This window comes from Paraburkholderia sp. BCC1876 (assembly GCF_902833695.1).
Classification (GTDB): domain Bacteria; phylum Pseudomonadota; class Gammaproteobacteria; order Burkholderiales; family Burkholderiaceae; genus Paraburkholderia.
In genome coordinates this window covers 532,397-557,796 of the sequence record NZ_CADFGI010000002.1, presented here as the reverse complement: position 1 = coordinate 557,796, position 25,400 = coordinate 532,397, and the positions used below count along the sequence as shown (strand labels likewise).

24 protein-coding genes are annotated in these 25,400 nt (G+C 63.4%); 14 read left to right on the top strand and 10 right to left on the bottom strand.

Annotated features, from left to right (window positions below):
• Positions 1-205: 205 nt before the first annotated feature.
• From HWY05_RS08950 to HWY05_RS08900, 11 genes are all read left to right on the top strand, one after another.
• Entirely contained in the window at positions 206-1,927 is a 1,722-nt protein-coding gene (locus HWY05_RS08950) for a glycosyltransferase family 39 protein (RefSeq protein WP_176058078.1), read from the top strand.
• A 25-nt stretch (positions 1,928-1,952) separates the two neighbouring features.
• The gene (locus HWY05_RS08945; protein WP_176058077.1) at positions 1,953-2,324 is read left to right on the top strand and encodes an SMR family transporter; all 372 of its coding nucleotides are present in this window, start codon (positions 1,953-1,955) and stop codon (positions 2,322-2,324) included.
• 297 nt (positions 2,325-2,621) lie between these two features.
• Positions 2,622-3,773 carry a DegT/DnrJ/EryC1/StrS aminotransferase family protein gene (locus HWY05_RS08940; RefSeq protein WP_176058076.1) on the top strand — a complete coding sequence of 384 codons (1,152 nt, stop codon included), beginning with the start codon at positions 2,622-2,624 and terminating at the stop codon, positions 3,771-3,773.
• Positions 3,774-3,779: 6 nt separating this feature from the next.
• Complete coding sequence (locus HWY05_RS08935) at positions 3,780-4,823, top strand: glycosyltransferase (protein WP_035550521.1); 1,044 nt, start codon at positions 3,780-3,782, stop codon at positions 4,821-4,823.
• Positions 4,820-5,767 (top strand): formyltransferase, encoded by a 948-nt coding sequence (locus HWY05_RS08930; protein ID WP_035550523.1) that lies wholly within the window; start codon positions 4,820-4,822, stop codon positions 5,765-5,767. The genes HWY05_RS08935 and HWY05_RS08930 overlap by 4 nt, the downstream gene beginning before the upstream one ends.
• Positions 5,764-6,810, top strand: coding sequence for a bifunctional UDP-4-keto-pentose/UDP-xylose synthase (locus HWY05_RS08925; RefSeq protein WP_051980521.1), 1,047 nt, complete (start codon positions 5,764-5,766; stop codon positions 6,808-6,810). The genes HWY05_RS08930 and HWY05_RS08925 overlap by 4 nt, the downstream gene beginning before the upstream one ends.
• 10 nt (positions 6,811-6,820) lie before the next feature.
• Complete coding sequence (locus HWY05_RS08920) at positions 6,821-7,714, top strand: polysaccharide deacetylase family protein (RefSeq protein ID WP_035550526.1); 894 nt, start codon at positions 6,821-6,823, stop codon at positions 7,712-7,714.
• A 147-nt stretch (positions 7,715-7,861) separates the two neighbouring features.
• On the top strand, positions 7,862-8,323 hold the full coding sequence (locus HWY05_RS08915) for a peroxiredoxin (protein WP_035550529.1): 462 nt from the start codon (positions 7,862-7,864) through the stop codon (positions 8,321-8,323).
• A 356-nt stretch (positions 8,324-8,679) separates the two neighbouring features.
• Entirely contained in the window at positions 8,680-10,539 is a 1,860-nt protein-coding gene (locus HWY05_RS08910; RefSeq protein ID WP_035550532.1) for a PhoH family protein, read from the top strand.
• A 207-nt stretch (positions 10,540-10,746) separates the two neighbouring features.
• Positions 10,747-11,868 (top strand): C40 family peptidase, encoded by a 1,122-nt coding sequence (locus HWY05_RS08905; RefSeq protein ID WP_176058075.1) that lies wholly within the window; start codon positions 10,747-10,749, stop codon positions 11,866-11,868.
• A gap of 119 nt (positions 11,869-11,987) precedes the next feature.
• Complete coding sequence (locus HWY05_RS08900) at positions 11,988-12,794, top strand: SDR family oxidoreductase (protein ID WP_176058074.1); 807 nt, start codon at positions 11,988-11,990, stop codon at positions 12,792-12,794.
• Between the two features lie 89 nt (positions 12,795-12,883).
• Here the strand turns inward: HWY05_RS08900 and HWY05_RS08895 are convergent, their stop codons facing one another.
• The 10 genes from HWY05_RS08895 to HWY05_RS08850 all read right to left on the bottom strand — a co-directional run bounded on the left by HWY05_RS08895 (position 12,884) and on the right by HWY05_RS08850 (position 20,889).
• Complete coding sequence (locus tag HWY05_RS08895) at positions 12,884-13,894, bottom strand: inorganic phosphate transporter (protein WP_176058073.1); 1,011 nt, start codon at positions 13,892-13,894, stop codon at positions 12,884-12,886.
• Positions 13,894-14,520, bottom strand: coding sequence for a DUF47 domain-containing protein (locus HWY05_RS08890; protein WP_035550545.1), 627 nt, complete (start codon positions 14,518-14,520; stop codon positions 13,894-13,896). The genes HWY05_RS08895 and HWY05_RS08890 overlap by 1 nt, the downstream gene beginning before the upstream one ends.
• Positions 14,521-14,716: 196 nt before the next feature.
• On the bottom strand, positions 14,717-16,105 hold the full coding sequence (locus HWY05_RS08885) for a replicative DNA helicase (RefSeq protein WP_035550548.1): 1,389 nt from the start codon (positions 16,103-16,105) through the stop codon (positions 14,717-14,719).
• 134 nt (positions 16,106-16,239) lie between these two features.
• Entirely contained in the window at positions 16,240-16,692 is a 453-nt protein-coding gene (gene rplI, locus HWY05_RS08880) for a 50S ribosomal protein L9 (protein WP_035550551.1), read from the bottom strand.
• Positions 16,693-16,719: 27 nt separating this feature from the next.
• The gene (gene rpsR, locus HWY05_RS08875) at positions 16,720-16,995 is read right to left on the bottom strand and encodes a 30S ribosomal protein S18 (protein WP_035550554.1); all 276 of its coding nucleotides are present in this window, start codon (positions 16,993-16,995) and stop codon (positions 16,720-16,722) included.
• A gap of 2 nt (positions 16,996-16,997) precedes the next feature.
• Positions 16,998-17,297, bottom strand: coding sequence for a primosomal replication protein N (gene priB, locus HWY05_RS08870; protein WP_035550556.1), 300 nt, complete (start codon positions 17,295-17,297; stop codon positions 16,998-17,000).
• A gap of 53 nt (positions 17,298-17,350) precedes the next feature.
• A complete protein-coding gene (gene rpsF / locus HWY05_RS08865) occupies positions 17,351-17,725 on the bottom strand; it encodes a 30S ribosomal protein S6 (protein WP_035550559.1) in 375 nt (124 codons plus the stop codon).
• 156 nt (positions 17,726-17,881) lie between these two features.
• Positions 17,882-19,015, bottom strand: a complete 1,134-nt coding sequence (locus HWY05_RS08860) for a zf-HC2 domain-containing protein (protein ID WP_176058072.1) — start codon at positions 19,013-19,015, stop codon at positions 17,882-17,884.
• On the bottom strand, positions 19,005-19,799 hold the full coding sequence (locus HWY05_RS08855; protein ID WP_176058071.1) for an RNA polymerase sigma factor: 795 nt from the start codon (positions 19,797-19,799) through the stop codon (positions 19,005-19,007). Before HWY05_RS08855 ends, HWY05_RS08860 begins: the two co-directional genes overlap by 11 nt.
• 175 nt (positions 19,800-19,974) lie before the next feature.
• On the bottom strand, positions 19,975-20,889 hold the full coding sequence (locus tag HWY05_RS08850) for a LysR family transcriptional regulator (RefSeq protein ID WP_035550568.1): 915 nt from the start codon (positions 20,887-20,889) through the stop codon (positions 19,975-19,977).
• A gap of 296 nt (positions 20,890-21,185) precedes the next feature.
• On the opposite strand from HWY05_RS08850, the gene gcl reads away from it, so the two are divergent.
• The 3 genes from gcl (at position 21,186) to HWY05_RS08835 (ending at position 24,956) form a co-directional block, all read left to right on the top strand.
• Complete coding sequence (gene gcl / locus HWY05_RS08845) at positions 21,186-22,961, top strand: glyoxylate carboligase (RefSeq protein ID WP_035550570.1); 1,776 nt, start codon at positions 21,186-21,188, stop codon at positions 22,959-22,961.
• 155 nt (positions 22,962-23,116) lie between these two features.
• Positions 23,117-23,926, top strand: coding sequence for a hydroxypyruvate isomerase (gene hyi, locus HWY05_RS08840; RefSeq protein WP_176058070.1), 810 nt, complete (start codon positions 23,117-23,119; stop codon positions 23,924-23,926).
• A gap of 121 nt (positions 23,927-24,047) precedes the next feature.
• The gene (locus HWY05_RS08835) at positions 24,048-24,956 is read left to right on the top strand and encodes a 2-hydroxy-3-oxopropionate reductase (RefSeq protein WP_035550574.1); all 909 of its coding nucleotides are present in this window, start codon (positions 24,048-24,050) and stop codon (positions 24,954-24,956) included.
• Positions 24,957-25,400 lie beyond the last annotated feature (444 nt).

The window sequence follows — 25,400 nt, the reverse complement described above, 5'->3', positions numbered from 1 at the left end:
CTCGCGTACGGGCCGTAGAGCAAGCGGCGGACGTTTCCCTACCCGCAATCCAGCAAGTTCGCGCCGCAAGACAGACCGCGCACCTGGCCGCGTCGGGGCCGATAACGTACACTGCGCGCCATCGGAACCGGGCGCCGTTGCCCAACATTTCCAGACAACACCGCTTCGCCGCCCCGCGCGGCGTCGCCAAACAGGTTAAAAACCCATGAACGATATGCCGTCGAGGCTACCGCTCAACCGCACGACGATCCTGCTGCTCGTGCTGGCACTCGCCGCGATCTGGTTCGTGCCGCTCGGCTGGCGCCATCTGCTGCCGAGCGACGAAGGCCGCTACGCCGAAATGGCGCGCGAGATGTTCGTCACCGGCGACTGGATCACGCCGCGCTACAACGGCTACAAGTACTTCGAGAAACCGCCGCTGCAAACCTGGGCGAACGCGCTGACGTTCGCCTGGTTCGGCATCGGCGAATGGCAGGCGCGGCTTTATACGGCGCTGACGGGCTTTGCCGGCGTGCTGCTGATCGGCTTCACCGGCGCGCGCGTGTTCAACGCGGCCACCGGCGTGTTCGCCGCGATCGTGCTGGCCACGTCGCCGTACTGGAACCTGATGGGCCACTTCAACACGCTCGACATGGGCCTGTCGTTCTGGATGGAGCTGACGCTGTGTGCGCTGCTGCTCGCGCAACGCCCCAACCTGCCGACCGCGAACGTGCGGGCGTGGATGTGGGTGTGCTGGGGCGCGATGGCGCTCGCGGTGCTCTCCAAGGGCCTCGTCGGCCTGATCCTGCCGGGCGCGGTGCTGGTGCTCTACACGCTGATCGCGCGCGACTGGGCCGTCTGGAAGCGTCTGCATCTGATCGGCGGTCTGATCGTGTTCTTCGCGATCGTCACGCCGTGGTTCGTGCTGGTGCAGCAACGCAACCCCGAATTCCTGAACTTCTTCTTTATCGTCCAGCAGTTCAAGCGCTATCTGACGCCTGAGCAGAACCGGCCGGGACCGTTCTACTACTTCGTGCCGGTGCTGCTGGTGGGCTTCCTGCCGTGGCTGTCGGTGACCGTGCAGAGCCTGCGCCACGCGCTGCGCCTGCCGCGCCAGCCGAACGGCTTCGCACCGGTCACGCTGATGCTGGTGTGGACCGGCTTCATCTTCCTGTTCTTCAGTGCGTCGCACTCCAAGCTGCTGTCCTACACGCTGCCGATCGCCCCGCCCATCGCGCTCGTGATCGGCATGTACCTGCCGCTCGTCACGCGCGATCAGTTGCGCCGCCATCTGGCCGGCTATGCGCTGTTTCTCGTCGTCGTCGCGTTCGGCGCGCTGTTCATGACGCGTTTCGGCAGCGAGCGCAATCCCGCCGAGCTGTATGCCGAATACCGCAGTTGGGTGCTGGCGGCGCTCGGCGTGGCGTTCGTGCTGACGCTGGCGGCGTTGTGGCTGAACCGCCGCAGCCGGGCCGGCGGCCTCGGCGCGCTCGCCACGTTCGGCGCGGCGTGGCTGCTGCTGGGCACGATCGCCGGCACCGGTCACGAAGTGTTCGGCCGGTTGAGTTCCGGCGCGCCGCTCGCGCCCGCCATCAAGGCCGAGATCGCGAAGCTGCCGCCGGACACGCCGTTCTACTCGGTCGGCGTGCTCGACCACACGCTGCCGTTCTACGTCGACCACACGATGATCATGGTCGCGCACCCCGACGAACTGGCGTTCGGCATTTCCGTCGAACCGCAGAAGTGGCTGCCGAGCGTCGACGCCTGGGTCGAGCGCTGGAAGGCCGACCGCTACGCGCTCGCGCTGATCCCGCCGTCCACCTACGACCAGTTGCTGAAAACCGGACTGCCGATGCAGGTGATCGCCCAAGATTCGCGCCGGGTCGTGGTCGCGAAGCCGCCTCCGGCTTCGGGCACGGCGCCCATGCTGGAAAAACCGCAATCGTGACCCCATCTCAGGAACAGATCGTTCGATGAACCCGATATCCCTCTTCTGTATCCTCGCCGGCGTGACGTTGAACGCCTGCGCGCAGTTGCTGCTCAAAGCCGGAACGAATGCCGTTGGACACTTCGAATTCACCCGTGCGAACATCCTGCCCATCGGTTTCCGGATCGCGACCCAGCCGCCGATCATCGCCGGGCTGGCCTGCTATGTGATCAGCCTCGTCGTGTGGATCGTCGGGCTGTCGCGGGTCGACGTGTCGATCGCCTATCCGATGCTGTCGCTCGGCTACGTCGTCAATGCGTTCGCCGCGTGGTATCTGTTCGGCGAAGTCATGTCGGTGCAGAAGCTGATCGGGATCGGCGTGATCCTGATCGGCGTGCTGATTCTGGCGCGCAGCTAGGCGTCACGGCGCGGCAGCGATTTGCCGGGGCCGATTTATTACCGTTTATTGCCTGCGCGTCCTGGTGCTCCAGGAGCGCAGCGGCTCAACGGCTCAGACCGACGGCAGGCTGATTGCGAAAAGAGACCGCCGGCGAGCGCCATGAACACGCCGCCACGCCGGCTCAGCAAGACGTAAGCTTGACCGCGGTATGCTGTGCGGTTGCACCTTTTTTAGTTGTGGCCTTGGGTTTGCGCGGACTTTGTGGTTTACTGCGCGCCCTCTGGCTGACAAGCCTTTCAATCGAGCGAAGCATTCATGACCCAGCCAACCGTGCCGTTTTTGCCGTTTGTGAAACCTGAAATCGATGAAGAAACGATTCAGGGTGTCGCCGAGGTCCTGCGCTCCGGGTGGATCACCACCGGTCCGCAGAATCAGAAGTTCGAGGCGGCGCTCTCCGAGTTCTGCGGCGGCCGTCCGGTGCGCACGTTCAATTCCGGCACGGCGACGCTCGAAATCGGGCTGCGCATTGCCGGCGTGGGCGAAGGCGACGAAGTCATCACGACGCCCGCGTCGTGGGTCTCGACCAGCAATGTGATCTATGAGGTTGGCGCGACGCCGGTGTTCGTCGACATCGATCCGGCCACCCGCAATATCGACCTCGATCTGCTCGAAAAGGCCATCACGCCGCGCACCAGGGCGCTGATTCCGGTGTATCTGTCCGGCCTGCCGGTCGATATGGACCGTCTGTATGAAATCGCCCGCGCGCACAAGCTGCGCGTGATCGAAGACGCCGCGCAGGCGTTCGGTTCGAGCTGGAATGGCGAGCGCATCGGCAAGCTGGGCGACATCGTGTCGTTCAGCTTCCACGCGAACAAGAACCTGACTTCGATCGAAGGCGGCGCGCTGGTGCTCAACAACGAGGAAGAAGCGATCCTCGCGCAGAAGTACCGTCTGCAAGGCATCACGCGGTCAGGCTTCGACGGCATGGACTGCGAGCTGCTGGGCGGCAAGTACAACCTGACGGACGTCGCCGCGCGCGTCGGCCTCGGCCAGTTGCCGCATATCGAGCGCTTCACCGCGCAGCGCCGCACACTGGCGCGCGCCTACTTCGACGGCTTCGCGGGCGGCGCTGCGGTCAAGCTGGGCCTGGGCCTGCCGCTTGCGGACTTCGACAACAGCAACTGGCACATGTACCTGGTCACGCTGCCGCTCGAGAAACTCTCAATCGACCGCGCGGGCTTCATGGGCGAACTGAAAGAGCGCGGCATCGGCTCGGGCGTGCACTACCCGGCGATCCATCTGTTCTCGCTGTATAAAGCGCGCGGTTTCCGGGAAGGCATGTTCCCGCACGCCGAGCGCTATGGCGCGAGCACCGTCACGCTGCCGCTCTTCACGCAGATGAACGAAAGCGACGTGGCGCGGGTCTGCCGCGCGGTCAATGAAATTTGCGAACAATACGGAAAATAAGCGGAAATGAGTTATTCGGAACATCGCGCTGTCGCACCGGAAGTGTCGATCATCATCCCGGTCTACAACGAGGAAGCCGGGCTGGCTGCGCTGTTTGCGCGCCTGTACCCGGCGCTCGACGCGCTCGGCACCGGTTATGAAGTGATCTTCATCAACGACGGCAGCCGCGACAAATCCGCCGCGCTGCTCGCCGAGCAGTTCCGCGCGCGCCCCGACACCACCCGCGTGATCCTGCTGAACGGCAACTACGGCCAGCACATGGCGATTCTCGCGGGCTTCGAGCAATCGCGCGGCGAGATCGTCATCACGCTCGACGCCGATCTGCAGAACCCGCCGGAAGAAATCGCCAAGCTCGTCTCGAAGATGCGCGAAGGCTACGACTACGTCGGCACGATTCGTCTGCAACGCCAGGACAGCCTGTTCCGCCGCAAGGCTTCACGCGCGATGAACCGGCTGCGCGAGCGCATCACCCGTATCAAGATGACCGACCAGGGCTGCATGCTGCGCGCTTACAGCCGGCACATCATCGACACGATCAATCGGTGCGGCGAAATCAACACGTTCATTCCGGCGCTCGCGTACACCTTCGCGCAGAATCCGGTCGAAATCGAAGTCGCGCACGAAGAGCGCTTTGCCGGCGAATCGAAGTACTCGCTGTATTCGCTGATCCGCCTGAATTTCGACCTCGTGACCGGTTTTTCGGTGGTCCCGCTGCAATGGCTGTCGTTCATCGGCGTGATCCTGTCGCTCGGCTCCGCGGCGCTGTTCGTGCTGCTGCTGATTCGCCGCTTTATCATCGGCGCGGAAGTGCAAGGTGTGTTCACGCTGTTCGCCGTGATCTTCTTCCTGCTCGGCGTGATCATCTTCGCGCTCGGGCTGCTCGGTGAATACATCGGCCGGATTTATCAGCAGGTGCGCGCGCGGCCCCGTTATCTGGTGCAGACCATTCTCGAACAACGCGACGGCACGACCGTGGCCGAAGCGCCGCGTCAAGCGGTCGTGCAGGCCGTGCAGGCGGCGCCGCTGGTCGATCAGGGGCCGAATCCATGAAGCCGCGCGCCGTCGTATTCGCGTATCACAACGTCGGCGTGCGCTGCCTGCAGGTGCTGCTCGCGCGCGGCGTCGAGGTGGCGCTGGTCGTCACGCATGAAGACAGCCCGACCGAGAACATCTGGTTCGGCAGCGTCGCTTCGATCGCGGCCGAACACGGCATTCCGGTCGTCACGCCGGCGGATCCGAAAAGCGCCGAACTGCGCGCCGCGGTAAGTGCCGCGCGGCCGGACTTCATCTTCTCGTTCTACTACCGCCACATGTTGCCGGTCGACCTGCTGGCGCTCGCCGCACGGGGCGCTTACAACATGCACGGCTCGCTGCTGCCGAAGTACCGCGGCCGCGTGCCGACCAACTGGGCGGTGATCCACGGCGAAACCGAGACCGGCGCGACGCTGCACGAAATGGCCGCCAAGCCCGACGCGGGCGCGATCATCGCGCAGACGCCGGTGCCGATCCTGCCCGACGACACCGCTGCGCAAGTGTTCGACAAAGTCACGGTGGCCGCCGAGCAAACATTGTGGCGCGTGCTGCCCGCCTTGCTGGCCGGCGAAGCGCCGCATCTGCCGAACGATCTCACGCACGGCAGCTATTACGGCGGGCGCAAGCCGGAAGACGGCCGCATCGACTGGACGCAATCCGCGCAGCAGGTCTACAACCTGATCCGCGCGGTGGCGCCGCCCTATCCCGGCGCGTTCACGGATCTCGACGGACAGCGTTTCATCGTCGCGCGCGCGCGCCTGGCCGCGCCCGGCGCGCTTCGCTCGGATTTGCCCCCGGGCCTGCACGTAAGCGATAATGCCGTTTTCGCGATCTGCGGCGACGGTCGCGCGATCACGATCCACGAGTTGCGGCGCCAGCTAGACGGCAGCGAAACTGTCGTCACGCCGGCCGAATTCGCCCAGCTCACTCAGATTCCCTCCCAAATTCCTCGCTCCTCATGAAAAAAGTCCTGATTCTGGGTGTGAACGGCTTCATCGGCCATCACCTGTCCAAACGCATTCTCGAAACGACCGACTGGGAAGTCTTCGGGATGGACATGCAGACCGAACGTCTGGGCGACCTGATCAATCATGAGCGGATGCACTTCTTCGAAGGCGACATCACGATCAACAAGGAATGGGTCGAGTATCACGTCAAGAAATGCGACGTGATCCTGCCGCTGGTCGCGATCGCCACGCCCGCCACGTACGTGAAGCAGCCGCTGCGCGTGTTCGAACTCGACTTCGAGGCGAACCTGCCGATCGTGCGTTCGGCCGTGAAGTACGGCAAGCACCTCGTGTTTCCGTCCACGTCCGAGGTCTACGGCATGTGCACGGACGAGCAGTTCGATCCGGAAGAATCGCAACTGTCGTACGGTCCGATCAACAAGCCGCGCTGGATCTACGCGTGCTCGAAGCAGTTGATGGACCGCGTGATCTGGGGTTACGGCATGGAAGGCCTGAACTTCACGCTGTTCCGTCCGTTCAACTGGATCGGCCCGGGCCTCGACTCGATCTACACGCCGAAGGAAGGCAGCTCGCGCGTGGTCACGCAGTTCCTCGGCCATATCGTGCGCGGCGAGAACATCAGCCTGGTGGACGGCGGCGCGCAAAAGCGCGCGTTCACGGATATCGACGACGGCATCGGCGCGCTGATGAAGATCATCGAGAACAAGGACGGCGTCGCCACGGGCAAGATCTACAACATCGGCAACCCGACCAACAACTTCTCGGTGCGCGAGCTCGCGCACAAGATGCTGGCGCTCGCGGCCGAATTCCCGGAATACGCGGAACTTGCAAAGAACGTGCAACTGGTCGAAACCTCGTCGGGCGCGTACTACGGCGCCGGCTACCAGGACGTGCAGAACCGCGTGCCGAAGATCGACAACACGATGCAGGAACTCGACTGGGCGCCGAAGTCGACCTTCGACGAAGCGCTGCGCAAGATTTTCGAAGCGTATCGCGGCCACGTCGGCGAAGCCCGTGCGCTCGTCGAACAGCAATAAGGGCTGATCCTTGGCCCGTATCGTTCTGAAGATCGACGTCGACACGCTGCGCGGCACCCGCGAAGGCGTGCCGAATCTGGCACGCATCTTCGACCGCTTCAAGGCGCGCGCCACTTTCCTGTTCAGCCTCGGGCCCGACCACACCGGTTGGGCGATGCGCCGCGTATTGCGGCCGGGCTTTCTGAAGAAGGTGTCGCGCACTTCGGTGGTCGAACATTACGGCGTCAAACAGCTGATGTACGGCGTGCTGCTGCCCGGTCCGGACATCGGCGCGAAGACGTCGGCGGAAATGCGCGCGATCCACGAAGCCGGCTTCGAATGCGGCATTCATACGTGGGACCACGTGTACTGGCAGGACAACGTGCGCGTGAAAGACCGCGCATGGACCGCCGCGCAAATGCGCAAAAGCCATGACCGGTTCGTCGACGTGTTCGGTGCGCCGCCGGTCACGCATGGCGCGGCCGGCTGGCAGATGAACGGCCACGCGTTCGAGCAGATCGACGCGTGGGGCATGCGTTACGCGTCCGACGGCCGGGGCCGTTCGCCGTATCTGCCGGTGGTCGACGGCAAGACGCTCGCGCACGTGCAGATGCCCACCACGCTGCCCACGCTCGACGAAGTGCTCGGCGTGGACGGCGTCGAACTGCACAACGTCGCCGCATGGATGCTGAAGCACACCGAAAACAATCCGCACGATCAGGTGTTCACGCTGCACGCGGAACTCGAAGGGCAAAAGCTCGCGCCGGTTTTCGAACAGCTACTGGACGGCTGGCGCGCGCAAGGTCATACCTTCGCGACCATGGGTGATTACTACGCCACGCTAGACCGCGACACGTTGCCATCGTACCCTGTTACGTGGGGCGAAATTCCAGGCCGCTCCGGCGAGTTGATTGTCCAGCCCTGAGCGGACCGCCAACCGTCGGCAGCCCGCCTGACGAACCGGCCGCCGCGCGAGACCATGCCGCGCGCCGGCCACCTCCCCCAGCCTCGATGCCAGGCCGACGCCGCCACAGCCCTGCTGCGGCGCCGACCATAACAACCGGAGAACCTCGTGCCCATCGCAGTCGACCAACCCATCCCCGACTTCACCGCCCCCGCTACCGGCGGCGAGATCACGCTGTCCAAACTGCGGGGCAAGAAGGTGGTGCTGTATTTCTATCCGAAGGACAACACGCCGGGCTGCACGACCGAAGGCCTGCAGTTCCGCGACCTGTATCCGAAGTTCAAGAAGGCCGGCGCGGAAATCCTCGGCGTGTCGCGCGACAGCCTGCGCTCGCATGACAATTTCAAGGCGAAGCTCGAATTGCCGTTCCCGCTGATCTCCGATCCGGAAGAAACGTTGTGCGCGCTGTTCGGCGTCATGAAAATGAAGAAAATGTATGGCAAAGAAGTACGGGGAATCGAACGCTCCACGTTCCTCATCGACGCCGAAGGGGTGCTGCGCCAGGAGTGGCGCGGCGTGAAGGTGCCCGGCCACGTCGACGACATTCTGGAGGCTGTACAAGCACTTTGAGGCGCGCTATATTGGACCGCAATGAGTGCCTGTCCACCCCAAATTATTCGCCGCTGCGCCAGACTCGACGGCCGTTTTACCGGATCTGCCGGTGCTGTCGGAGTCGTGAGGCGCAACGCGAGCATTGAAGGCGAGCCGCTTGCCCCGTACGCCGGGGCGGCGGCTTTTTTAATTGCGCGCGGCCGTTCGTTCACTCGGCTGCGTGCTTCCGTTAAGGAGCCGATCGAAACCCAGGCGAACCGGCATCTCTAGACCGAATGCGCGCCTCCGGGCGCAAACTGCGTGCGCACTCATTGGCACCAGCAGAATGCGACAGGCGGCGCACGATATGTGACCCGATTAATTCGAGGGAAACCATGCCTTTGCCTACTCCCCCCAGCAAGCTCGGCAATCTCCTGCCGCCTGACGAATACAAGGCTAAAGCCGCTACGCCGGCGCGCTCCGCCTCGAAGAAACAGGCTGGCGACGGGGAAGCCGCAGAGTCGGCCGATTACGGCCGCGCGAACGTCGCCAAGCCAATGGCGAATGCCGCCAATGCTGCGACCACCTTGCGGACCGTGCCGGCGTCGTCGGCAACCCCTGTTGCGAATGCTTCCGCGGAGCAGGCTGCTCCGGCGCGCAGTCGCAAAACGAAGCAAACCGCTGCCCTGTTGCAGCCGGTTCCCGCCGCCCGTCCGCACGCCGAGCCGGCCGCACCCGCGGCACAACCGGTGGTTGCGCGCGCGCCGAGCGCGAAGCAGGCCGACGCCGCTGCACCCGCAGCCGTTGCGCCCGCCACACGCGGCGCCGGCAAAAAACGCAGCACGAGCGCCGACCCGGCCGAAGTGCAGAAGCTGTTCGTGCTCGACACGAACGTGCTGATGCACGATCCAAGCTGCCTGTTCCGGTTCGAGGAACACGACGTCTATCTGCCCATGATGACGTTGGAGGAACTCGACAACCACAAGAAGGGCATGTCGGAAGTCGCGCGTAACGCTCGCCAGGTGAGCCGCACGCTGGACGCGCTGGTGGCCAACGCCGGCAATATCTCCGACGGCATTTCGCTCGCCCGTCTGGGCAGCCGCGAAGCGTCCGGTCGTCTCTTCTTCCAGACCACGCTGGCCACCATCGAACCGGTGGAAGGCCTGCCGGAAGGCAAGGCCGACAACCAGATTCTCGGCGTCGTGCGCGCGTTGCAGCGCGACCGGATGGATCGCCAGGTCGTGCTGGTGTCGAAAGACATCAACATGCGCATCAAGGCGCATGCGCTCGGCCTGCCCGCCGAAGATTACTTCAACGACCAGGTGCTCGAAGACAGCGATCTGCTGTACTCGGGCATCCGCGCGCTGCCGCAGGACTTCTGGACCAGGCACGCGAAGGGCATGGAGAGCTGGCAGGACACCAAAACCGGCACAACGTATTACCGGGTGACGGGTCCGCTGTGCGCGTCGATGCTGGTCAACGAGTTCGTCTATCTGGAGCCGCAAAACGGCGAACCGGCGTTCCATGCGCTGGTGCGCGAGTTGAACGGCAAGACGGCGCTGCTGCAAACCTTGCGCGACTACGGCCACCACAAGAACAACGTGTGGGGCATCACGGCGCGTAACCGCGAGCAGAACTTCGCGCTGAACCTGTTGATGAATCCGGAGATCGACTTCGTCACGCTGCTGGGTCAGGCCGGTACAGGCAAGACGCTGGTCGCGCTCGCGGCCGGTCTGGCGCAGGTGCTCGACGACAAGCGCTACAACGAGATCATCGTGACGCGCGCCACGGTGCCGGTCGGTGAAGACATCGGCTTCCTGCCGGGTACGGAAGAGGAAAAAATGCAGCCGTGGATGGGTGCATTCGACGACAACCTCGAAGTCCTGCAGAAAACCGACGACGCCGCCGGCGAATGGGGCCGCGCCGCGACTCAGGAGCTGATCCGTTCGCGCCTGAAGGTCAAGAGCATGAACTTCATGCGCGGCCGCACGTTCGTGGACAAGTATCTGATCATCGACGAGGCGCAGAATCTGACGCCGAAGCAGATGAAGACGCTGGTCACGCGCGCGGGTCCGGGTACGAAGATCATCTGTCTGGGCAACATCGCGCAGATCGATACGCCGTATCTGACCGAAGGCAGTTCGGGGTTGACCTACGTGGTCGACCGCTTCAAGGGCTGGGCGCACAGCGGGCACGTCACGCTGGCGCGCGGCGAACGTTCGCGGCTTGCCGATTACGCGTCGGAAATTCTTTAAATTTCAATTAGTTAGAAGCTTGCCGAAGCTGCCTCCGGAGTCTTCCGGAGGCAGCTTTTTTATTGCCGACGCGTTTTGCGCGGAGCAACACTTAGCGCATGAACTTCAAGTAATTTGTCAAGACTTCTTGCCGGAGCGATGCGCCACGGGCTACTATCCCGAAATCGTCCGCCGTTAAACGAGCGTTTACCCGCTCTCCTCGTCTTCATGCGCCGACTCGCCTTGTCCCTGCTGACCGTTCTGCTGCTTGCCGCCTGTGCCGGCGCGCCGCAGAAGACGTCATCGCGCGGCTCGTCGGGCAGTTCGATCGTCGTCGCCAACGGCGCTTATCATGCGCCGCCGCCGGGCTTTCCGAATTTCGTGGATCACAGCATCGGCCGCGAGGAAATCTCGATTCAGGCGATGGGGCTGGTCGGCATTCCATACCGTTGGGGTGGCAATACGCCGGATAGCGGCTTTGATTGCAGCGGACTGGTTCGCTATGTCATTGCGCGGGCGGCTTCGGTGAATCTGCCGCGCACCACGGCGGATATGAGCGGACGCGGCGAGTCGATCGAGCCGGACGAGATCGCGCCGGGCGACCTGATTTTCTTCAACACGACCGGACGGCCGCATTCGCATGTCGGCATTTATGTCGGCAAGCTGCGCTTCGTCAATGCACCGTCGACGGGCGGCACCGTGCGGCTCGATTATCTGACCAACCCTTATTGGGCCAAGCGCTTCGACGGGATTCGCCGCGTCGCCGCGCCGGCCGCGACGCCGGCGCCGTTCGATACGCCGAGCTATCAGGCCGCGGCACCGCTGCCGGAGCGGGTTGCGCCGGTGGCACAGCAGGCTGCGCCGGCTTATGCGCAGTCGGCGACGCGCGTCGCGACCGCGCCTCACGCGCCATTGACCGCTGAGGCGCAAGCCGTCACCGCCGCAGCGGCTCCGCAAGCCGATCCGTTCGAACCGCCGCCGCCCGGCATGAGCGCCGCGCAAATCCAGGCCCGCGCGGCGGGCGCCGTGTCGCCGACGCCGGTTCCGGCCGCTCAAGCCAGCGCGTACGACGGCACGCTCGGCACAGCCCCCGCTCAGCAGCCGACAACCCCACGCGCCATCCCGCAGACGGCGTCCACTCGTGCGCCCGACCCGATCGACGCCGCCGCGGATGCGTTCGAACCGCCCCCGCCCGCATCGGTGGCCGCACGTCAGGCTCAGCAGGCTCAGCGCGCCGATGCGAATGGCGGCGTGCAGATCATGCGAGCGTCGACAGCCTCGCGCGGCATCCCCGCTCCGACGCAAACCACCGACGACCCGATCGCCCGCTTCGCCAACGGCAACTTCTAACCATCTTTGCCTGGTGCGCTGTTCGTCGGCGCGGTGTCTGCAGGCATAAGACGCCCCGCTACACCCGCGCCGCCGATCTGCTATCGTCATCGATATTCTTCCGACAGCGGGTGGTGACGATGGATCTTGGGCTGAAAGACAAGGTGGTATTGATCACAGGCGGCAGCAAAGGAATCGGTCTCGCCTGCGCCCGCGCGTTCGCCCTGGAAGGCGCCAAAGTCGCAATCGTCTCGCGCGACCCCGCCAATCTCGCGCGCGCTTACGAGCAGTTGAAGCAGGAAGGCCTGCACGTACACCGAACCCGAGCCGATCTGCACGAACCACACAGCGCTGCGGATATCGTCGAAGAAGTCAGCAGCGCGGTCGGCCCGATCGACGTGCTGATCAACAGCGCGGGCGCTGCGCGCCGCTACGACCCGGAAACGCTCGATGCCGACGCGTTCCGCGCCACCATGGAAGCGAAGTATTTCCCCTACATCTACCCGCAGCAGGAAGTGCTGCGGCGCATGGCCGAACGCGTGAAGGCCAACAGCGGCGCCGAACCGGGCACGATCGTGAACATCATCGGCATGGGCGGCAAGATCGCGAGCGACATCCACATTGCGGGCGGCGCCGCGAATGCCGCGCTGATGCTCGCCACCGTCGGCCTCGCGCACTATTACGCACGCTACGGCATCCGCATCAACGCGATCAATCCGGGATCGACGCTGACTGAGCGCGTCGAGGAAGCGGTCAAGCTGGAAGCGTCCCAGCAAGGCATCGAGAGCGCGGACGCGCTCGCACGCGGGCAAGCCAAGGTGCCGCTCGGCCGCTATGCCAAACCGGAGGAAATCGCCGACGTCGCGCTGTTTCTGGCGAGCCGCCGCGCGAGCTATGTGACGGGCGCGATTGTCCCGATGGATGGAGGCAGCGCGCCGCTGATCTGAGCGGCGCGCTGTTATTCAAGCGTTAGTTACCGAAGGGGCGGCGCGGCGCGCATGAAACGCCGGCGCTGCGCCCTTACGGCAAAAGCAAACTACAGCAAACGATGGCCGAGCCACCAGGCGGCCGCTGAGAGCGCTGCGGAAGCCGGAATCGTCAGAATCCACGCCCAGACGATGTTCCCGGCCACGCCCCAACGTACCGCGCTCAACTTCCGCGTTGCGCCGACACCCACGATCGCGCCGGTGATGGTATGCGTGGTGGACACCGGAATGCCGAGCCACGACGCGGTGAACAGCGTGATCGCCCCACCTGACTCGGCGCAAAAACCACCGACCGGCTTGAGCTTGGTGATCTTCTGCCCCATCGTGCGGACGATCCGCCAGCCGCCGAACAGCGTGCCGATACCCATCGACAGATAGCAACCGCCGATCACCCACAGCGGCGGCGCATCCGCGATCGACGATGCATAACCGGTCGCAATCAGCAGCATCCAGATAATGCCGATGGTTTTCTGCGCGTCGTTGCCGCCGTGGCCGAGGCTATACAGGCCCGCCGACACCAGTTGCAAACGCCGGAAACGCCGGTCGACCTTGCTGGGCGGCGTGCGGAAGTAGATCCACGACACCGCCAGCATGAAAAACGACCCGAGCACGAAGCCGAGCAGCGGCGAGATAAAGATGAACGCGACCGTCTTTATCAGACCGTCGAAATTCAGCGAACCCCAGCCCGACTTGGCCAGCGCCGCGCCGACCAGTCCGCCGATCAGCGCATGCGATGAGCTCGACGGAATACCGTAATGCCAGGTGATGATGTTCCAGCCGATCGCACCGACCAGCGCGCCGAAAATCACGTAATGGTCGACGATGTGCGGGTCGATCGTGCCTTTGCCGACGGTCGCGGCCACCTTCAGGTGGAACACGAAGTATGCGATCACGTTGAACGCGGCCGCGAAGGCCACCGCCTGCTGCGGCTTCAGCACGCCGGTCGACACGACCGTCGCGATCGAATTCGCCGCGTCGTGAAAACCGTTCATGAAATCGAAAATCAGCGCGACGGCAACCAGGCCGGCAACGACCCAGATAGCAAGTTGTATCGATTGCATTATGCGTTTTCCAGCACGATGCCTTCGATGATGTTCGCTACGTCCTCACACTTATCCGTGATCGTCTCGAGCAATTCGTAAATTGCCTTCAGCTTGATCAGGGTCTTGACGTTGTCTTCTTCGCGGAACAGTTTCGACATGGCCGAACGCAGCACGCGGTCGGCTTCCGATTCCAGCCGGTCGATGTCTTCGCAGGCCTTCAGGATCTGGCTCGCCTGCTTCATGTCCGACAGCAGGCCGACGGCGAATTGCACGCGCTCGGACGTCGCCGTGCAGATGTGCGCCAACTGGCTCGCCTCGGAGGTCACGGCCTGCACGTCGTACAGCGAAATGGCAGTGGCGACGTCCTCCATCAGATCGAGGATGTCGTCCATCGTGGTGATCAGCTTGTGGATTTCATCGCGGTCGAGCGGCGTGATGAAGGTCTTGTGCAGCAGGTCGATGGTTTCGTGCGTGAGCTTGTCGGCAGCCTTTTCGGCTTTCTGCACGTTCTGCTTGTGGGTCTCGGCGTCTTGCAGATTGTCGATCAGCAGTTCCAGCTCACGGCTTGCTGAGACGATGCACGCTGCGTGCGCATTGAAAATTTCAAAGAACTTGCCCTCGGTGGGCATGAATCGACCGAACATTGGGATCCCGAAAATTGGTCACGGTGTGGCTGACATAAAACCGCCACATTGTACCGTTCCGAGTCCCCGATCACACTTTCGAAAGCGCCGTTACAACAGGCGCTGTGCTTGCCGCTTCCCTTCCCGGCGGATTTCCCGTGAGCTTTCAGCGAGGCTTTCGTGTGCGTGTTACCGAGCTTGTTTACCGGCCTGCCGATCAATCGCTATAGAAATTCTGTGCACCGGCAAAGTTATCGAACTTCGTGAATTGACCATGGAACGTGAGCCGAACAGGGCCGATCGGACCATTCCGCTGCTTGCCGATAATGATCTCCGCGGTGCCCTTGTCAGGACTGTCCGGGTTGTAAACTTCGTCGCGGTAGATGAACAGGATCACGTCGGCGTCCTGCTCGATAGCGCCGGATTCGCGCAAGTCGGACATGATCGGCCGCTTGTTCGGGCGCTGTTCGAGACCCCGGTTGAGCTGGGACAACGCGATCACCGGCACGTCGAGTTCTTTGGCGAGACTCTTCAGTGAACGCGAGATTTCCGAAATTTCGGTCGCGCGGTTCTCACCGGCCGACGACGAACCACTCATCAGCTGCAAATAGTCGATGATGATCAGCCCGAGCTTGCCGCATTGCCGCGACAACCGGCGGGCGCGCGAACGCAGTTCCATCGGGTTCAAACCACCGGTTTCGTCGATGAAAATCTGCGCCTCGCTCATTTTCTGGACGGCGTGCGTGAGCTTCGGCCAATCCTCGTCGGTCAACCGGCCGGTACGCATGCGGTGCTGATCCAGCCGGCCGACTGAGCCGAGCATACGCATGGTCAGTTGCGAACCCGGCATTTCCATCGAGAACACCGCGACCGGCAGGCCGTACTCGACCGCCACGTATTCGCCGACGTTCATCGAGAACGCTGTTTTACCCATCGACGGACGACCCGCGACAATGATCAATTCGCCGCCGTGCATGCCCGAAGTCATGCGATCCAGATCGACGAAGCCGGTCGGTGTGCCGGTCACATCGCTCGGATTGGCGGTGTGGTACAGCGTGTCGATCCGTTCGACCACTTGAGTCAGCAGCGGCCCAATCTCGAGGAAGCCCTGCGTACCCCGCGCACCGTCTTCGGCGATCGAGAACACCTTCGACTCCGCCTCGTCCAGCAACTGGCGGACTTCCTTGCCCTGCGGATTGAACGCGTCCGCCGAGATTTCGTCGGCGACGGACACCAGTCGGCGCAACACCGCACGATCGCGCACGATTTCCGCGTAGCGGCGGATATTGGCCGCGCTCGGCGTGTTCTGCGCGAGGGCGTTCAGGTAAGCGAGACCGCCGACCTCTTCCGCCTTGCCCGACGTGCCGAGCGCTTCGTACACCGTGATCACGTCGGCCGGCCGCGTGGCCGCGATCAGCTTGCCGATGTGTTCGTAGATGATGCGGTGGTCGTAGCGGTAAAAATCGCTCTGCGACAGGAAGTCGGCGATGCGGTCCCACGCCGCATTATCGAGCAGCAGGCCGCCCAGCACCGATTGCTCGGCCTCGATCGAATGCGGTGGGACCTTCAGCGACTCGATTTGGGGATCTTTGGACGGTGCGTTCATGGAGAGGAATTATCGGGTAAATCAGGCGGCTGCGGGCAGCGAGAAAACTAAAAAACGGGCACAAAAAAAACAGGGGCCGGTCACCCGGCCCCTGCCTTTTGCCAGCAACTTCCTGGCCAATACGACTTTGATGCTTAGACGTGTTCGCCGATCACAGCCACCGTCACATCGACGAGAACGTCGGTGTGCAGCGAAACTTGAACTGCGTGCTCGCCAACCAGCTTCAGCGGGCCTTCCGGCAGACGCACTTGCGCCTTTTCCACTGCGAAGCCTTGCTTGACCAGTGCGTCAGCGATGTCGGCGTTCGTCACCGAACCAAACAGACGACCGTCAACGCCGGCCTTCTGGTTGATCTGAACCGTCGAGCCTGCCAGCTTTTCGCCTTGGGCCGTAGCGGCCGCCAGCTTCTCAGCGGCGATCTTTTCGAGTTCAGCGCGGCGAACTTCGAATTCAGCCAAAGCTTCCTTCGTTGCACGGCGAGCTTGCTTGTTCGGGATCAGGAAGTTACGTGCGTAACCGTCCTTAACCTTCACGATATCGCCCAGGTTACCCAGATTGACGACTTTTTCCAGAAGAATGATTTGCATTCGGATGCTCCTTATCGCGTCGTCGGGTTAGGCCTTGTGCTGGTCGGTGTACGGCACCAGCGCGAGGAAACGTGCGCGCTTGATTGCCGTATCCAGCTGGCGTTGATAATGCGACTTCGTACCCGTGAGACGCGCCGGCGTGATCTTGCCGTTTTCGCCGATGAAGTCCTTCAGCGTGTCGAGGTCCTTGTAGTCGATGTGATCGACATTCGCGGCCGTGAAACGGCAGAACTTCTTGCGCTTGAAGAGCGGATTTTGTTGCTGACGACGCTTGTCGAATTTCTTACCAGTCGGGCGGGGCATGTTCAGTCCTTTCCAATGTCCTGCAATGCTGTGATGTGAAATACCAGAGTTCTTGCGTTGCGGTGCTTTTTTGCCAGAAAGCCGGTGAAGAGCGTTTCCACGCCCATCTGACAGCTTTCGAGCTTACCGCTCGCCTCGCCTGCCGCTACCGCCTGCATGGTCAGTTCGACTTGCCGGGTAATACCGGCTTCGACGACTTCCGTGCGGTGATGCAACGTGCAACCTGCAATCGGAACGCCGGCGGGGGTATACCGCACCGGTTCGCGTTCGACGACGCTGGCCGTAAGTTGCAGCCGATTCATGGAGCCTTGGGCAAAAGCGACGCTGGAGTCTCTGGTAGCTTAAATAGTGTGTCTTAAGCCTGCGCTTCGGACGGTTGCGTAGCAGCCGACTTCTTGGCTTCTTCGCGCTGCACTTCCTTCATCATCGGCGACGGGCCGGTTTCGGCCTTCTTCAGCTTGACGATGAGGTGACGCAGAACAGCGTCGTTGAACTTGAATGCGTGTTCCAGCTCGTCGAGCGTGGTTTGATCGCATTCGATGTTCATGCAGACGTAGTGAGCCTTAGCGAGTTTCTCGATCATGTAGGCCAGTTGGCGACGGCCCCAGTCTTCGATACGGTGGATCTGGCCACCGTGCGAGGTGATCGTGGACTTGTAACGCTCGATCATTGCGGGCACTTGCTCGCTTTGATCCGGGTGCACGATAAAGACGATTTCGTAATGACGCATATTCACTCCTTGTGCTGACTTATGGATTTAAGCCACCCGGGCGTCGAACCGGTGTGGCAAGTGAGAAGCCAAAGAGTGTAACCCGAATGGGGCCGGGTTGCAAGATATCCCGTTAATCCGCGGCCCGAATCGGGTGTGTTTTCAAGGGTTTAGTCGTCAACTGCCCTCCGAACGTTCGCTGCCCGACTGGAGGCGCGCTTTCAGCGCCGCTTCCAGACCGGTCAACGCATCCGGCGCGGCGTCGGTGATCGCCCACCAGGTCATGCCCGCCGCGTTCCAGTGGGCGATCGAGTAGCCTTCGCGCTCGAGCGTCGCGGGGGCCGTGGGCGCGGCGCCTTCCGTGCTGCGGCCCGGGCCGCCGGAACCCGCCTGCGGAAAGACGTACACGTCGATCACATGCTTGCGGTAGTGGTACACCAGCACGCCCACCCGCTGATGCGCGAGGTAGTCCAGCCGCCCGCCCTCCAGCGGAAAGCCGCTCGCCGCGAGGTCTTCGACCGGCGGCGAATAGTCCAGCCGGCCGTTGAACCACGGTTTGACCGTGTGCTTGTCGGTCGAAATCACGTCGATGTCGCGGCCGGAGACCTGCGCGCGCACATGGCTTTCCACCAGCTCATCGGCGAAGGGCGAGAGGTCGGCGGGACGGCTCAGGTTCAGGGTCACCACCGCGGCTCCAGCGCACAGCGCGACGGCCAGCGCGGCAAGCCAGCCCGGCGCGAGCAAGCGGGACGCGCCCCTCCCACCGCCCGCACCGCCCATGCCGATCGGCTGACCGAAGCCGCCGGACGGCAGACGCCAGCCATCCAGCCAGCCGGCAAACCAGTTCCGCCGACGGCGCGGACGTGACGGCGCCTTGCCGGCGTCCATCGCGCGGTCCGGCTGCTGGCCCGTTGCGCCCAGATCGTCTGCGGCCGTGGCCGGCCCTTCGTTCACGGCTCCCGGCCGTTCGGTCGCCGTTAGCTGCTGTTCGTTCACGGCTCCCGGCCTTTCGGTTGACGTTAGCGGCTGTCCAATCGCAATGTCCGCTCCATCGGTCGCCGTCAGCGGCTCAGCCGCTGCGACAGCCCCTTCCATCGCCGGCAAGCCAGCCAGAATCCGCGCTCGCAGCGACTGCGGCGCGCGATGATAAGTCGCCGCCCGCAATGCGCCCCGCAACGCGCCCAGATTCTCGCTCTCACGCCGGCAGGCCTCGCAGCTCTCGATATGCTGCTGGACACGCCGCGCATCCGGCGCGGGCAATTCATGATCGGCGTTCGCATCGAGGAGCGGCCGTGCTTCGTTACAGTCCATCTGGCGTCTCCTGAGCGTGGCCGGCGTTGCCGCCGGGGTTATTGAGTGGCCGTCCGTTGGCGGATGCCCGCAGCGGCGTGATGGTGGCAGAAGCGGCGGCTGAAGCGCAGACCGAAGCGGCACCCGAAGCAGCACCCGAAGCGCCGCCTGAACCACCGCCCGAAGCACCAACCGCCCCCGCCTTGCCACCACCCGGCGCCGCCGTCAACAGCGCGGCCAGCTTGCGCCGCCCCCGCGCAAGCCGCGACATCACCGTGCCGATCGGCACATCGGCCACGATCGCGATCTCGCGGTAGCCCATTTCTTCCAGTTCGCGCAGGATCAGCACCTCCCGATACTCAACCGGCAACAGCGCCAGCGCCTCGTGCACGCGCTTCGCATCCTCGTCGCGGATCAGCAGCGCTTGCGGATCCGCACCGCCGACGCTCCAGCCCTCGAACGCGGTGTCGTCCATGGTGTCGTCGAACTCGACCGTTTCGTGCGACGACGCGCGCCGCCGCCATTCCGTGTACCAGGTGCGTCGCACGATCGCCAGCAGCCAGGGCCGAGCGGTGTCGCCGCGAAACGTGTCGAAAAAACGGAACGCCCGCATGAAGGCTTCCTGGACGATGTCGTCGGCGTCGCTGCCGTTACCGCACAGCCAGCGCGCGAGGTTGTACGCCGCATCCAGATGCGGCAGCGCGAGCTGCTGGAAACGGCGGCTCCTGGCGGCATCGGTTGCGGCATCGGTTGCGGAATCCGCATCGCCGTGCGCGCGCGCGGCGTCTGAATCGGTCTGGACCACCTGGGCCCTCCAGGGCATTGCAGCTAGGCGAATCGTGGCGTGGCGTGAGGCGTTCATAACCACATAACCGGCGACAGGCCGAGTTTATTCCCGCGTCGGCAGCGAAACCGCTAAATAAGAAGACAAACAGCGCGCGCCGATGCCGGCCAGCTACGAATAAGCCGCTAACAAGCCGCTAATAAGCCGCCCGGTTCCAGTAATCCTCGCTGGCGTACACCTCTTTCAGATAGTCGATGAAATACCGCACCTTGGCCGGCACATAGCGCTGCTGCGGATACACCGCGAGGATGTCGTAGTCGGGCAGCGCGAACTCGTCGAGCACGGTTTCCAGTTCGCCGCGCGCCAGTTGCTGCTGGATCTCCCATGTGGAGCGCCAGCCGAGCCCGAGCCCTTCCGACACCCAGCGATGCAGCAATTCGCCGTCGTTGCAATCGAGCGTGCCGCCCACCCGCACGGTCGCCAGTTTGCCGTTACGGCGAAAGTACCAGCCGCGGTTCTGGCCGCCTTGCAGATTGAACGCGAGGCAGTTGTGCTGCGGCAGGTCTTCGAGGGTTTTCGGCTTGCCGTGGCGGCGGAAATAGTCGGGCGTGCCGCACACCACGCGCCGGTTGGTCGCCAGTTTCACCGCGACGAAGTTCGGATCGACCGCGCCGCCGATCCGGATCGACAGGTCGTAGCCCTCGCGCACCAGGTCGACCACGCGGTCGGTCAGATTGAACGACACCTGCAATTCCGGCTTGTCGGCGAGAAAGTCCGGCGCGAGCGGCGCGACGTGTTTGCGGCCGAATGCCGCCGGCGCGGACACGATCAGGTGGCCGTTCACCGCGCGCCGCCCGGCGCTCAACTCGTTTTCCGCCTGATCCCATTCGGTCAGCAGGCCGCGGCAGCGCTCCAGAAACGCGGCGCCGTCTTCGCTCACCACCAGGCGGCGCGTCGAGCGATACATCAGTTTCACGCCAAGGCGCTTTTCCAGCGCGTCGATGCGCCGCCCCAGAATCACCGGCGACACACCCTCTTCCAGCGCGGCCGCCGCGAGGCTGCCGGCGTCCGCCACGCGCACGAAGGTTTCGATCTGTTTGAAGCGATCCATCTTTGTCTCCTATCGACCCCGGGCCGCGCTTCAGCACTTACCCTGGGTCTGATGCAAACCCGTTGCGGTCTTGTCTCAAGGGCCTGAACCGCGCACCGGCCCGCTGCGCGACACCTTGCCGCAGCCCTGCGCGGTCTCGCGCCGCTCAACCGCGCAAGCGGCCGCGCGCCGCTGCGATTCGATACTTTTTGTTTCGAAATAAGCGACCCGGACTGATCTTATCAAACCTTTAGGTCAGGCCTACAGTGCGTTCAACACCCTTAGTTCGCCAATTTCCAGACATTCAGGAGACATTCATGGCCAAGATGAGAGCCGTCGACGCAGCTGTGCTGGTGCTCGAAAAAGAAGGTATCGACACCGCGTTCGGTGTACCGGGCGCCGCGATCAACCCGTTCTACTCGGCCATGCGCAAGGCAGGCAACATCAGCCACGTGCTGGCGCGTCACGTCGAAGGTGCGTCGCACATGGCCGAAGGCTATACGCGCGCTCAACCGGGCAACATCGGCGTGTGTATCGGCACGTCGGGCCCCGCCGGCACCGACATGATCACCGGTTTGTATTCCGCTCAGGCCGACTCGATTCCTATTCTGGCTATCACGGGCCAGGCGCCGCGTGCGCGTCTGTACAAGGAAGACTTCCAGGCCGTCGATATCGAATCGATCGCCAAGCCCGTCACCAAGTGGGCCGTCACCGTGCGTGAACCGGCGCTGGTGCCGCGCGTGTTCCAGCAGGCGTTCCACCTGATGCGCTCGGGCCGTCCGGGTCCGGTGCTGGTCGACCTGCCGATCGACGTGCAGCTCGCCGAAATCGAATTCGACATCGACACGTACGAACCGCTGCCGGTCTACAAGCCGAAAGCGTCGCGCAAGCAGATCGAAGCCGCACTGACATTCCTCAACGACGCGGAAAAGCCGCTGATCGTCTCGGGTGGCGGCGTGCTGAACGCAGCCGCTGAAGACCTGCTCGTGACCTTCGCCGAAACCGTCGGCGTGCCGGTGATCCCGACGCTGATGTCGTGGGGCGCGATTCCCGACGACCATCCGCTGATGGCCGGCATGGTCGGTCTGCAAACCTCGCACCGCTACGGCAACGCGACGATGCTCGCTTCCGACTTCGTGCTCGGTATCGGCAACCGCTGGGCGAACCGTCACACGGGTAGCGTCGAGGTGTACACGAAGGGTCGTAAGTTCGTGCACGTGGACATCGAGCCGACGCAAATCGGCCGTGTGTTCGGCCCGGACCTCGGCATCGTGTCGGACGCGAAAGCCGCGCTGGAACTGTTCATCGAAGTGGCGCAGGAATGGAAGGCCGCCGGCAAGCTGAAGGATCGTAGCGCCTGGGTTGCCGACTGCCAGCAACGCAAGCAGACGATGCAGCGCAAGACCCACTTCGACAACGTGCCGATGAAGCCGCAGCGCGTCTACGAAGAGATGAACCAGGTGTTCGGCCGCGATACGTGCTACGTGAGCACGATCGGTCTGTCGCAGATCGCCGGCGCGCAATTCCTGCACGTCTACAAGGCCCGCAACTGGATCAACTGCGGCCAGGCAGGCCCGCTCGGCTGGACGATTCCGGCAGCGCTGGGTGTGCGCGCAGCCGATCCGCAACGTCAGATCGTGGCGCTCTCGGGCGACTACGACTTCCAGTTCATGATCGAAGAACTGGCCGCGGGCGCGCAATTCAAGCTGCCGTATGTGCACGTGGTGGTGAACAACTCGTACCTCGGCCTGATCCGTCAGGCGCAGCGCGCGTTCGACATGGACTTCTGCGTGCAGCTCGGTTTCGAGAACATCAACGCGCCGGAAACGAACGGCTACGGTGTGGACCACGTGGCCGTTGCCGAAGGCCTGGGTTGCAAGGCGATCCGCGTGCACAAGCCGGAAGACCTGAAGCCGGCGCTGTTGAAAGCGCAGTCGATGCTCTCCGAGTTCAGCGTGCCGGTGATCGTCGAAGTGATTCTGGAACGCGTGACCAACATTTCGATGGGCACCGAGATCGACGCGATCAACGAGTTCGAAGAACTGGCCGAGAAGCGCGAAGACGCGCCGACCGCGATCAGCATGCTCGACTGAACTGCGTGACGCTGTAAGTAGAAGTAGATGAAATGACGTGAGGACGATTGGGCAGCGCGGCGGTGCATCACCGCAACGCGCCGCCTGATCGCCGCACGACACGCCACAAGCTGCACGAAGTTATTCCACTGACCGACCAGAGAGACAGACGCACCATGCCGAAATTTGCAGCGAATCTCACCATGCTATTCAACGAAGTCCCGTTCCTCGACCGCTTCGCGGCCGCTGCGGACGCGGGCTTCCACGCCGTCGAATTCCTGTTCCCGTATCCGTACCAGATCGCCGAACTGAGCGAGCGTCTGCAACAGAACCGCCTGAAGCTGGTCCTGCACAACCTGCCCGCGGGCAACTGGGAAGCGGGCGAACGCGGGATCGCGTGCCTGCCGGATCGCGTCGGCGAATTCCAGGAAGGCGTGGGCCGCGCAATCGAATACGCGAGCGCCCTGAAAGTGCCGCAACTGAACTGCCTCGTCGGCATTCCGACGGCAGGCGTGGATGCGGACAAAGCGCGCTCGACCATCGTCGAGAACCTGCGCTTCGCCGCCGGCGAACTGAAGAAAGCCGGCATCAAGCTGCTGGTCGAACCGTGCAACTCGTACGACATTCCGGGCTTCGCGCTGAACCGTTCGGGCGAAGGCCTCGACGTGATCAACGCAGTCGGTTCGGACAACCTGTTCCTGCAATACGATATCTATCACATGCAACGGATGGAAGGCGAACTCGCGGCGACCATCAAGAAGAACCTGCCGCAGATCGCGCACATCCAGCTCGCCGACAACCCGGGCCGTAACGAACCGGGCACCGGCGAAATCAACTACCCGTTCCTGTTCAATCTGCTCGATTCGCTTGGCTACGACGGTTACGTCGGTTGCGAATACAAGCCGCGCACCACCACTGCTGCCGGCCTCGGCTGGGTGCAGAGCGTGGCCGGGCAGACCCGCGGCGCAGCTCACGCCGCTGCCTGAGCGCTTCGAGGCCTGACGCACGAGGCCTCAACGAGCGACATCAGGCGCATGACGCCCGAGGGATGCTCCCTTGGGCAGCCCCGCAACGGGGCACCCCAAACAACATTGGAGATTCAGACACATGGCAAAGATCGGTTTTATCGGCCTCGGCATCATGGGCGCGCACATGGCGCGCAACCTCATCAAGGGCGGTCACACGCTGTTCGTGAACGGCGCGTATCCGGTGCCGGAAGATCTGAGCAAAACGACGAGCGTGGTCGCTGATTCGACCGCCGTCGCGCAAGCCGCCGACATCGTCATCATCATGGTGCCGGACACGCCTGACGTCGCCAACGTGCTGTTCGCCGACGACGGCGTCGCTGCCGGCCTCACGCAAGGCAAGCTGGTGATCGACATGAGCTCGATCTCCCCGCTCGACACGCAGGCCTTCGCGAAGAAGATCAACGCGCTGGGCGCGGACTACCTGGATGCGCCGGTGTCCGGCGGCGAAGTCGGTGCGCGCGAAGCGACGCTGACGATCATGGTGGGCGGCCCGGAAAAGGCATTCGCGCTGGCCAAGCCGCTGTTCGAACTGATGGGCAAGAACATCTCGCTGATCGGCGACAACGGCGCGGGTCAAACCTGCAAGGTCGCGAACCAGATCATCGTCGCGCTGAACATCGAAGCCGTGGCTGAAGCACTGCTGTTCGCATCGCGTTCGGGTGCCGATCCGGAGCGTGTCCGTAAAGCGCTGATGGGCGGCTTCGCCTCGTCGCGGATTCTCGAAGTACACGGCGAGCGTATGACGAAGCGCACGTTCGATCCGGGCTTCCGCATCGAACTGCACCAGAAGGATCTGAACCTCGCACTCGACGGCGCACGCAAGCTGGGTATCGCGCTGCCGCATACGGCGAGCGCGCAGCAACTGTTCAGCGTGTGCGCGGCAAACGGCGGCAAGGCATGGGATCACTCGGCCATGGTGCGCGCGCTGGAAATCATGGCGAACTACGAAGTCGCGCAAGCGCCGGGTAGCGAAGCCAAGGCTGCGTAATAGGGATTGTCGTTACAGATCGTCGTGATGGTTGCGTTCGCAACGTCGTGACGATCGCAGGTGGGGCGCCCGGTTCGTCGTGCACATGCACGGCGGAACGGGCAAATCGTGCCGCTCTGGGCTGAGAGCGGCAAGTGGGGTCCGCAGCGGCACCCGGCGGCGCCGGGGAAGCCTTGGTCGGTCAGACGTCGTCGTCGGGTGTCCGGCTGTCGGATTTCATGCTTATGCTTTTTCAGCCAATCTCTCGCAGCGGGTGCATCACGCACACCGCCCGCGCGCCGCTGAGTTCAACCCTCGGCGTGCGCTTGCCTCCGCCTGATGGGCTGCAGGTCCAGTCGCAAGCCCGCTTTCATTTGCTTGCAACTCCCTCCTCTCTTCGCGACCTTATTTGACACATCGGTCCGTGCTTTTCTCCTACACTCGTTGAGTCTGGTTGCCGGCGGC

What these genes read in the sequence shown, in the direction of transcription:
- HWY05_RS08860 (WP_176058072.1), bottom strand. Translation starts at nt 19,015, where the DNA reads ATGGACTGTAACGAAGCACGGCCGCTCCTCGATGCGAACGCCGATCAT.
- HWY05_RS08940 (WP_176058076.1), top strand. Translation starts at nt 2,622, where the DNA reads ATGACCCAGCCAACCGTGCCGTTTTTGCCGTTTGTGAAACCTGAAATC.
- priB (WP_035550556.1), bottom strand. Translation starts at nt 17,297, where the DNA reads ATGAATCGGCTGCAACTTACGGCCAGCGTCGTCGAACGCGAACCGGTG.
- HWY05_RS08885 (WP_035550548.1), bottom strand. Translation starts at nt 16,105, where the DNA reads ATGAACGCACCGTCCAAAGATCCCCAAATCGAGTCGCTGAAGGTCCCA.
- HWY05_RS08910 (WP_035550532.1), top strand. Translation starts at nt 8,680, where the DNA reads ATGCCTTTGCCTACTCCCCCCAGCAAGCTCGGCAATCTCCTGCCGCCT.
- HWY05_RS08950 (WP_176058078.1), top strand. Translation starts at nt 206, where the DNA reads ATGAACGATATGCCGTCGAGGCTACCGCTCAACCGCACGACGATCCTG.
- HWY05_RS08900 (WP_176058074.1), top strand. Translation starts at nt 11,988, where the DNA reads ATGGATCTTGGGCTGAAAGACAAGGTGGTATTGATCACAGGCGGCAGC.
- HWY05_RS08890 (WP_035550545.1), bottom strand. Translation starts at nt 14,520, where the DNA reads ATGTTCGGTCGATTCATGCCCACCGAGGGCAAGTTCTTTGAAATTTTC.
- HWY05_RS08905 (WP_176058075.1), top strand. Translation starts at nt 10,747, where the DNA reads ATGCGCCGACTCGCCTTGTCCCTGCTGACCGTTCTGCTGCTTGCCGCC.
- rplI (WP_035550551.1), bottom strand. Translation starts at nt 16,692, where the DNA reads ATGCAAATCATTCTTCTGGAAAAAGTCGTCAATCTGGGTAACCTGGGC.
- rpsF (WP_035550559.1), bottom strand. Translation starts at nt 17,725, where the DNA reads ATGCGTCATTACGAAATCGTCTTTATCGTGCACCCGGATCAAAGCGAG.
- HWY05_RS08895 (WP_176058073.1), bottom strand. Translation starts at nt 13,894, where the DNA reads ATGCAATCGATACAACTTGCTATCTGGGTCGTTGCCGGCCTGGTTGCC.
- HWY05_RS08930 (WP_035550523.1), top strand. Translation starts at nt 4,820, where the DNA reads ATGAAGCCGCGCGCCGTCGTATTCGCGTATCACAACGTCGGCGTGCGC.
- HWY05_RS08850 (WP_035550568.1), bottom strand. Translation starts at nt 20,889, where the DNA reads ATGGATCGCTTCAAACAGATCGAAACCTTCGTGCGCGTGGCGGACGCC.
- rpsR (WP_035550554.1), bottom strand. Translation starts at nt 16,995, where the DNA reads ATGCCCCGCCCGACTGGTAAGAAATTCGACAAGCGTCGTCAGCAACAA.
- HWY05_RS08945 (WP_176058077.1), top strand. Translation starts at nt 1,953, where the DNA reads ATGAACCCGATATCCCTCTTCTGTATCCTCGCCGGCGTGACGTTGAAC.
- HWY05_RS08935 (WP_035550521.1), top strand. Translation starts at nt 3,780, where the DNA reads ATGAGTTATTCGGAACATCGCGCTGTCGCACCGGAAGTGTCGATCATC.
- HWY05_RS08835 (WP_035550574.1), top strand. Translation starts at nt 24,048, where the DNA reads ATGGCAAAGATCGGTTTTATCGGCCTCGGCATCATGGGCGCGCACATG.
- hyi (WP_176058070.1), top strand. Translation starts at nt 23,117, where the DNA reads ATGCCGAAATTTGCAGCGAATCTCACCATGCTATTCAACGAAGTCCCG.
- gcl (WP_035550570.1), top strand. Translation starts at nt 21,186, where the DNA reads ATGGCCAAGATGAGAGCCGTCGACGCAGCTGTGCTGGTGCTCGAAAAA.
- HWY05_RS08925 (WP_051980521.1), top strand. Translation starts at nt 5,764, where the DNA reads ATGAAAAAAGTCCTGATTCTGGGTGTGAACGGCTTCATCGGCCATCAC.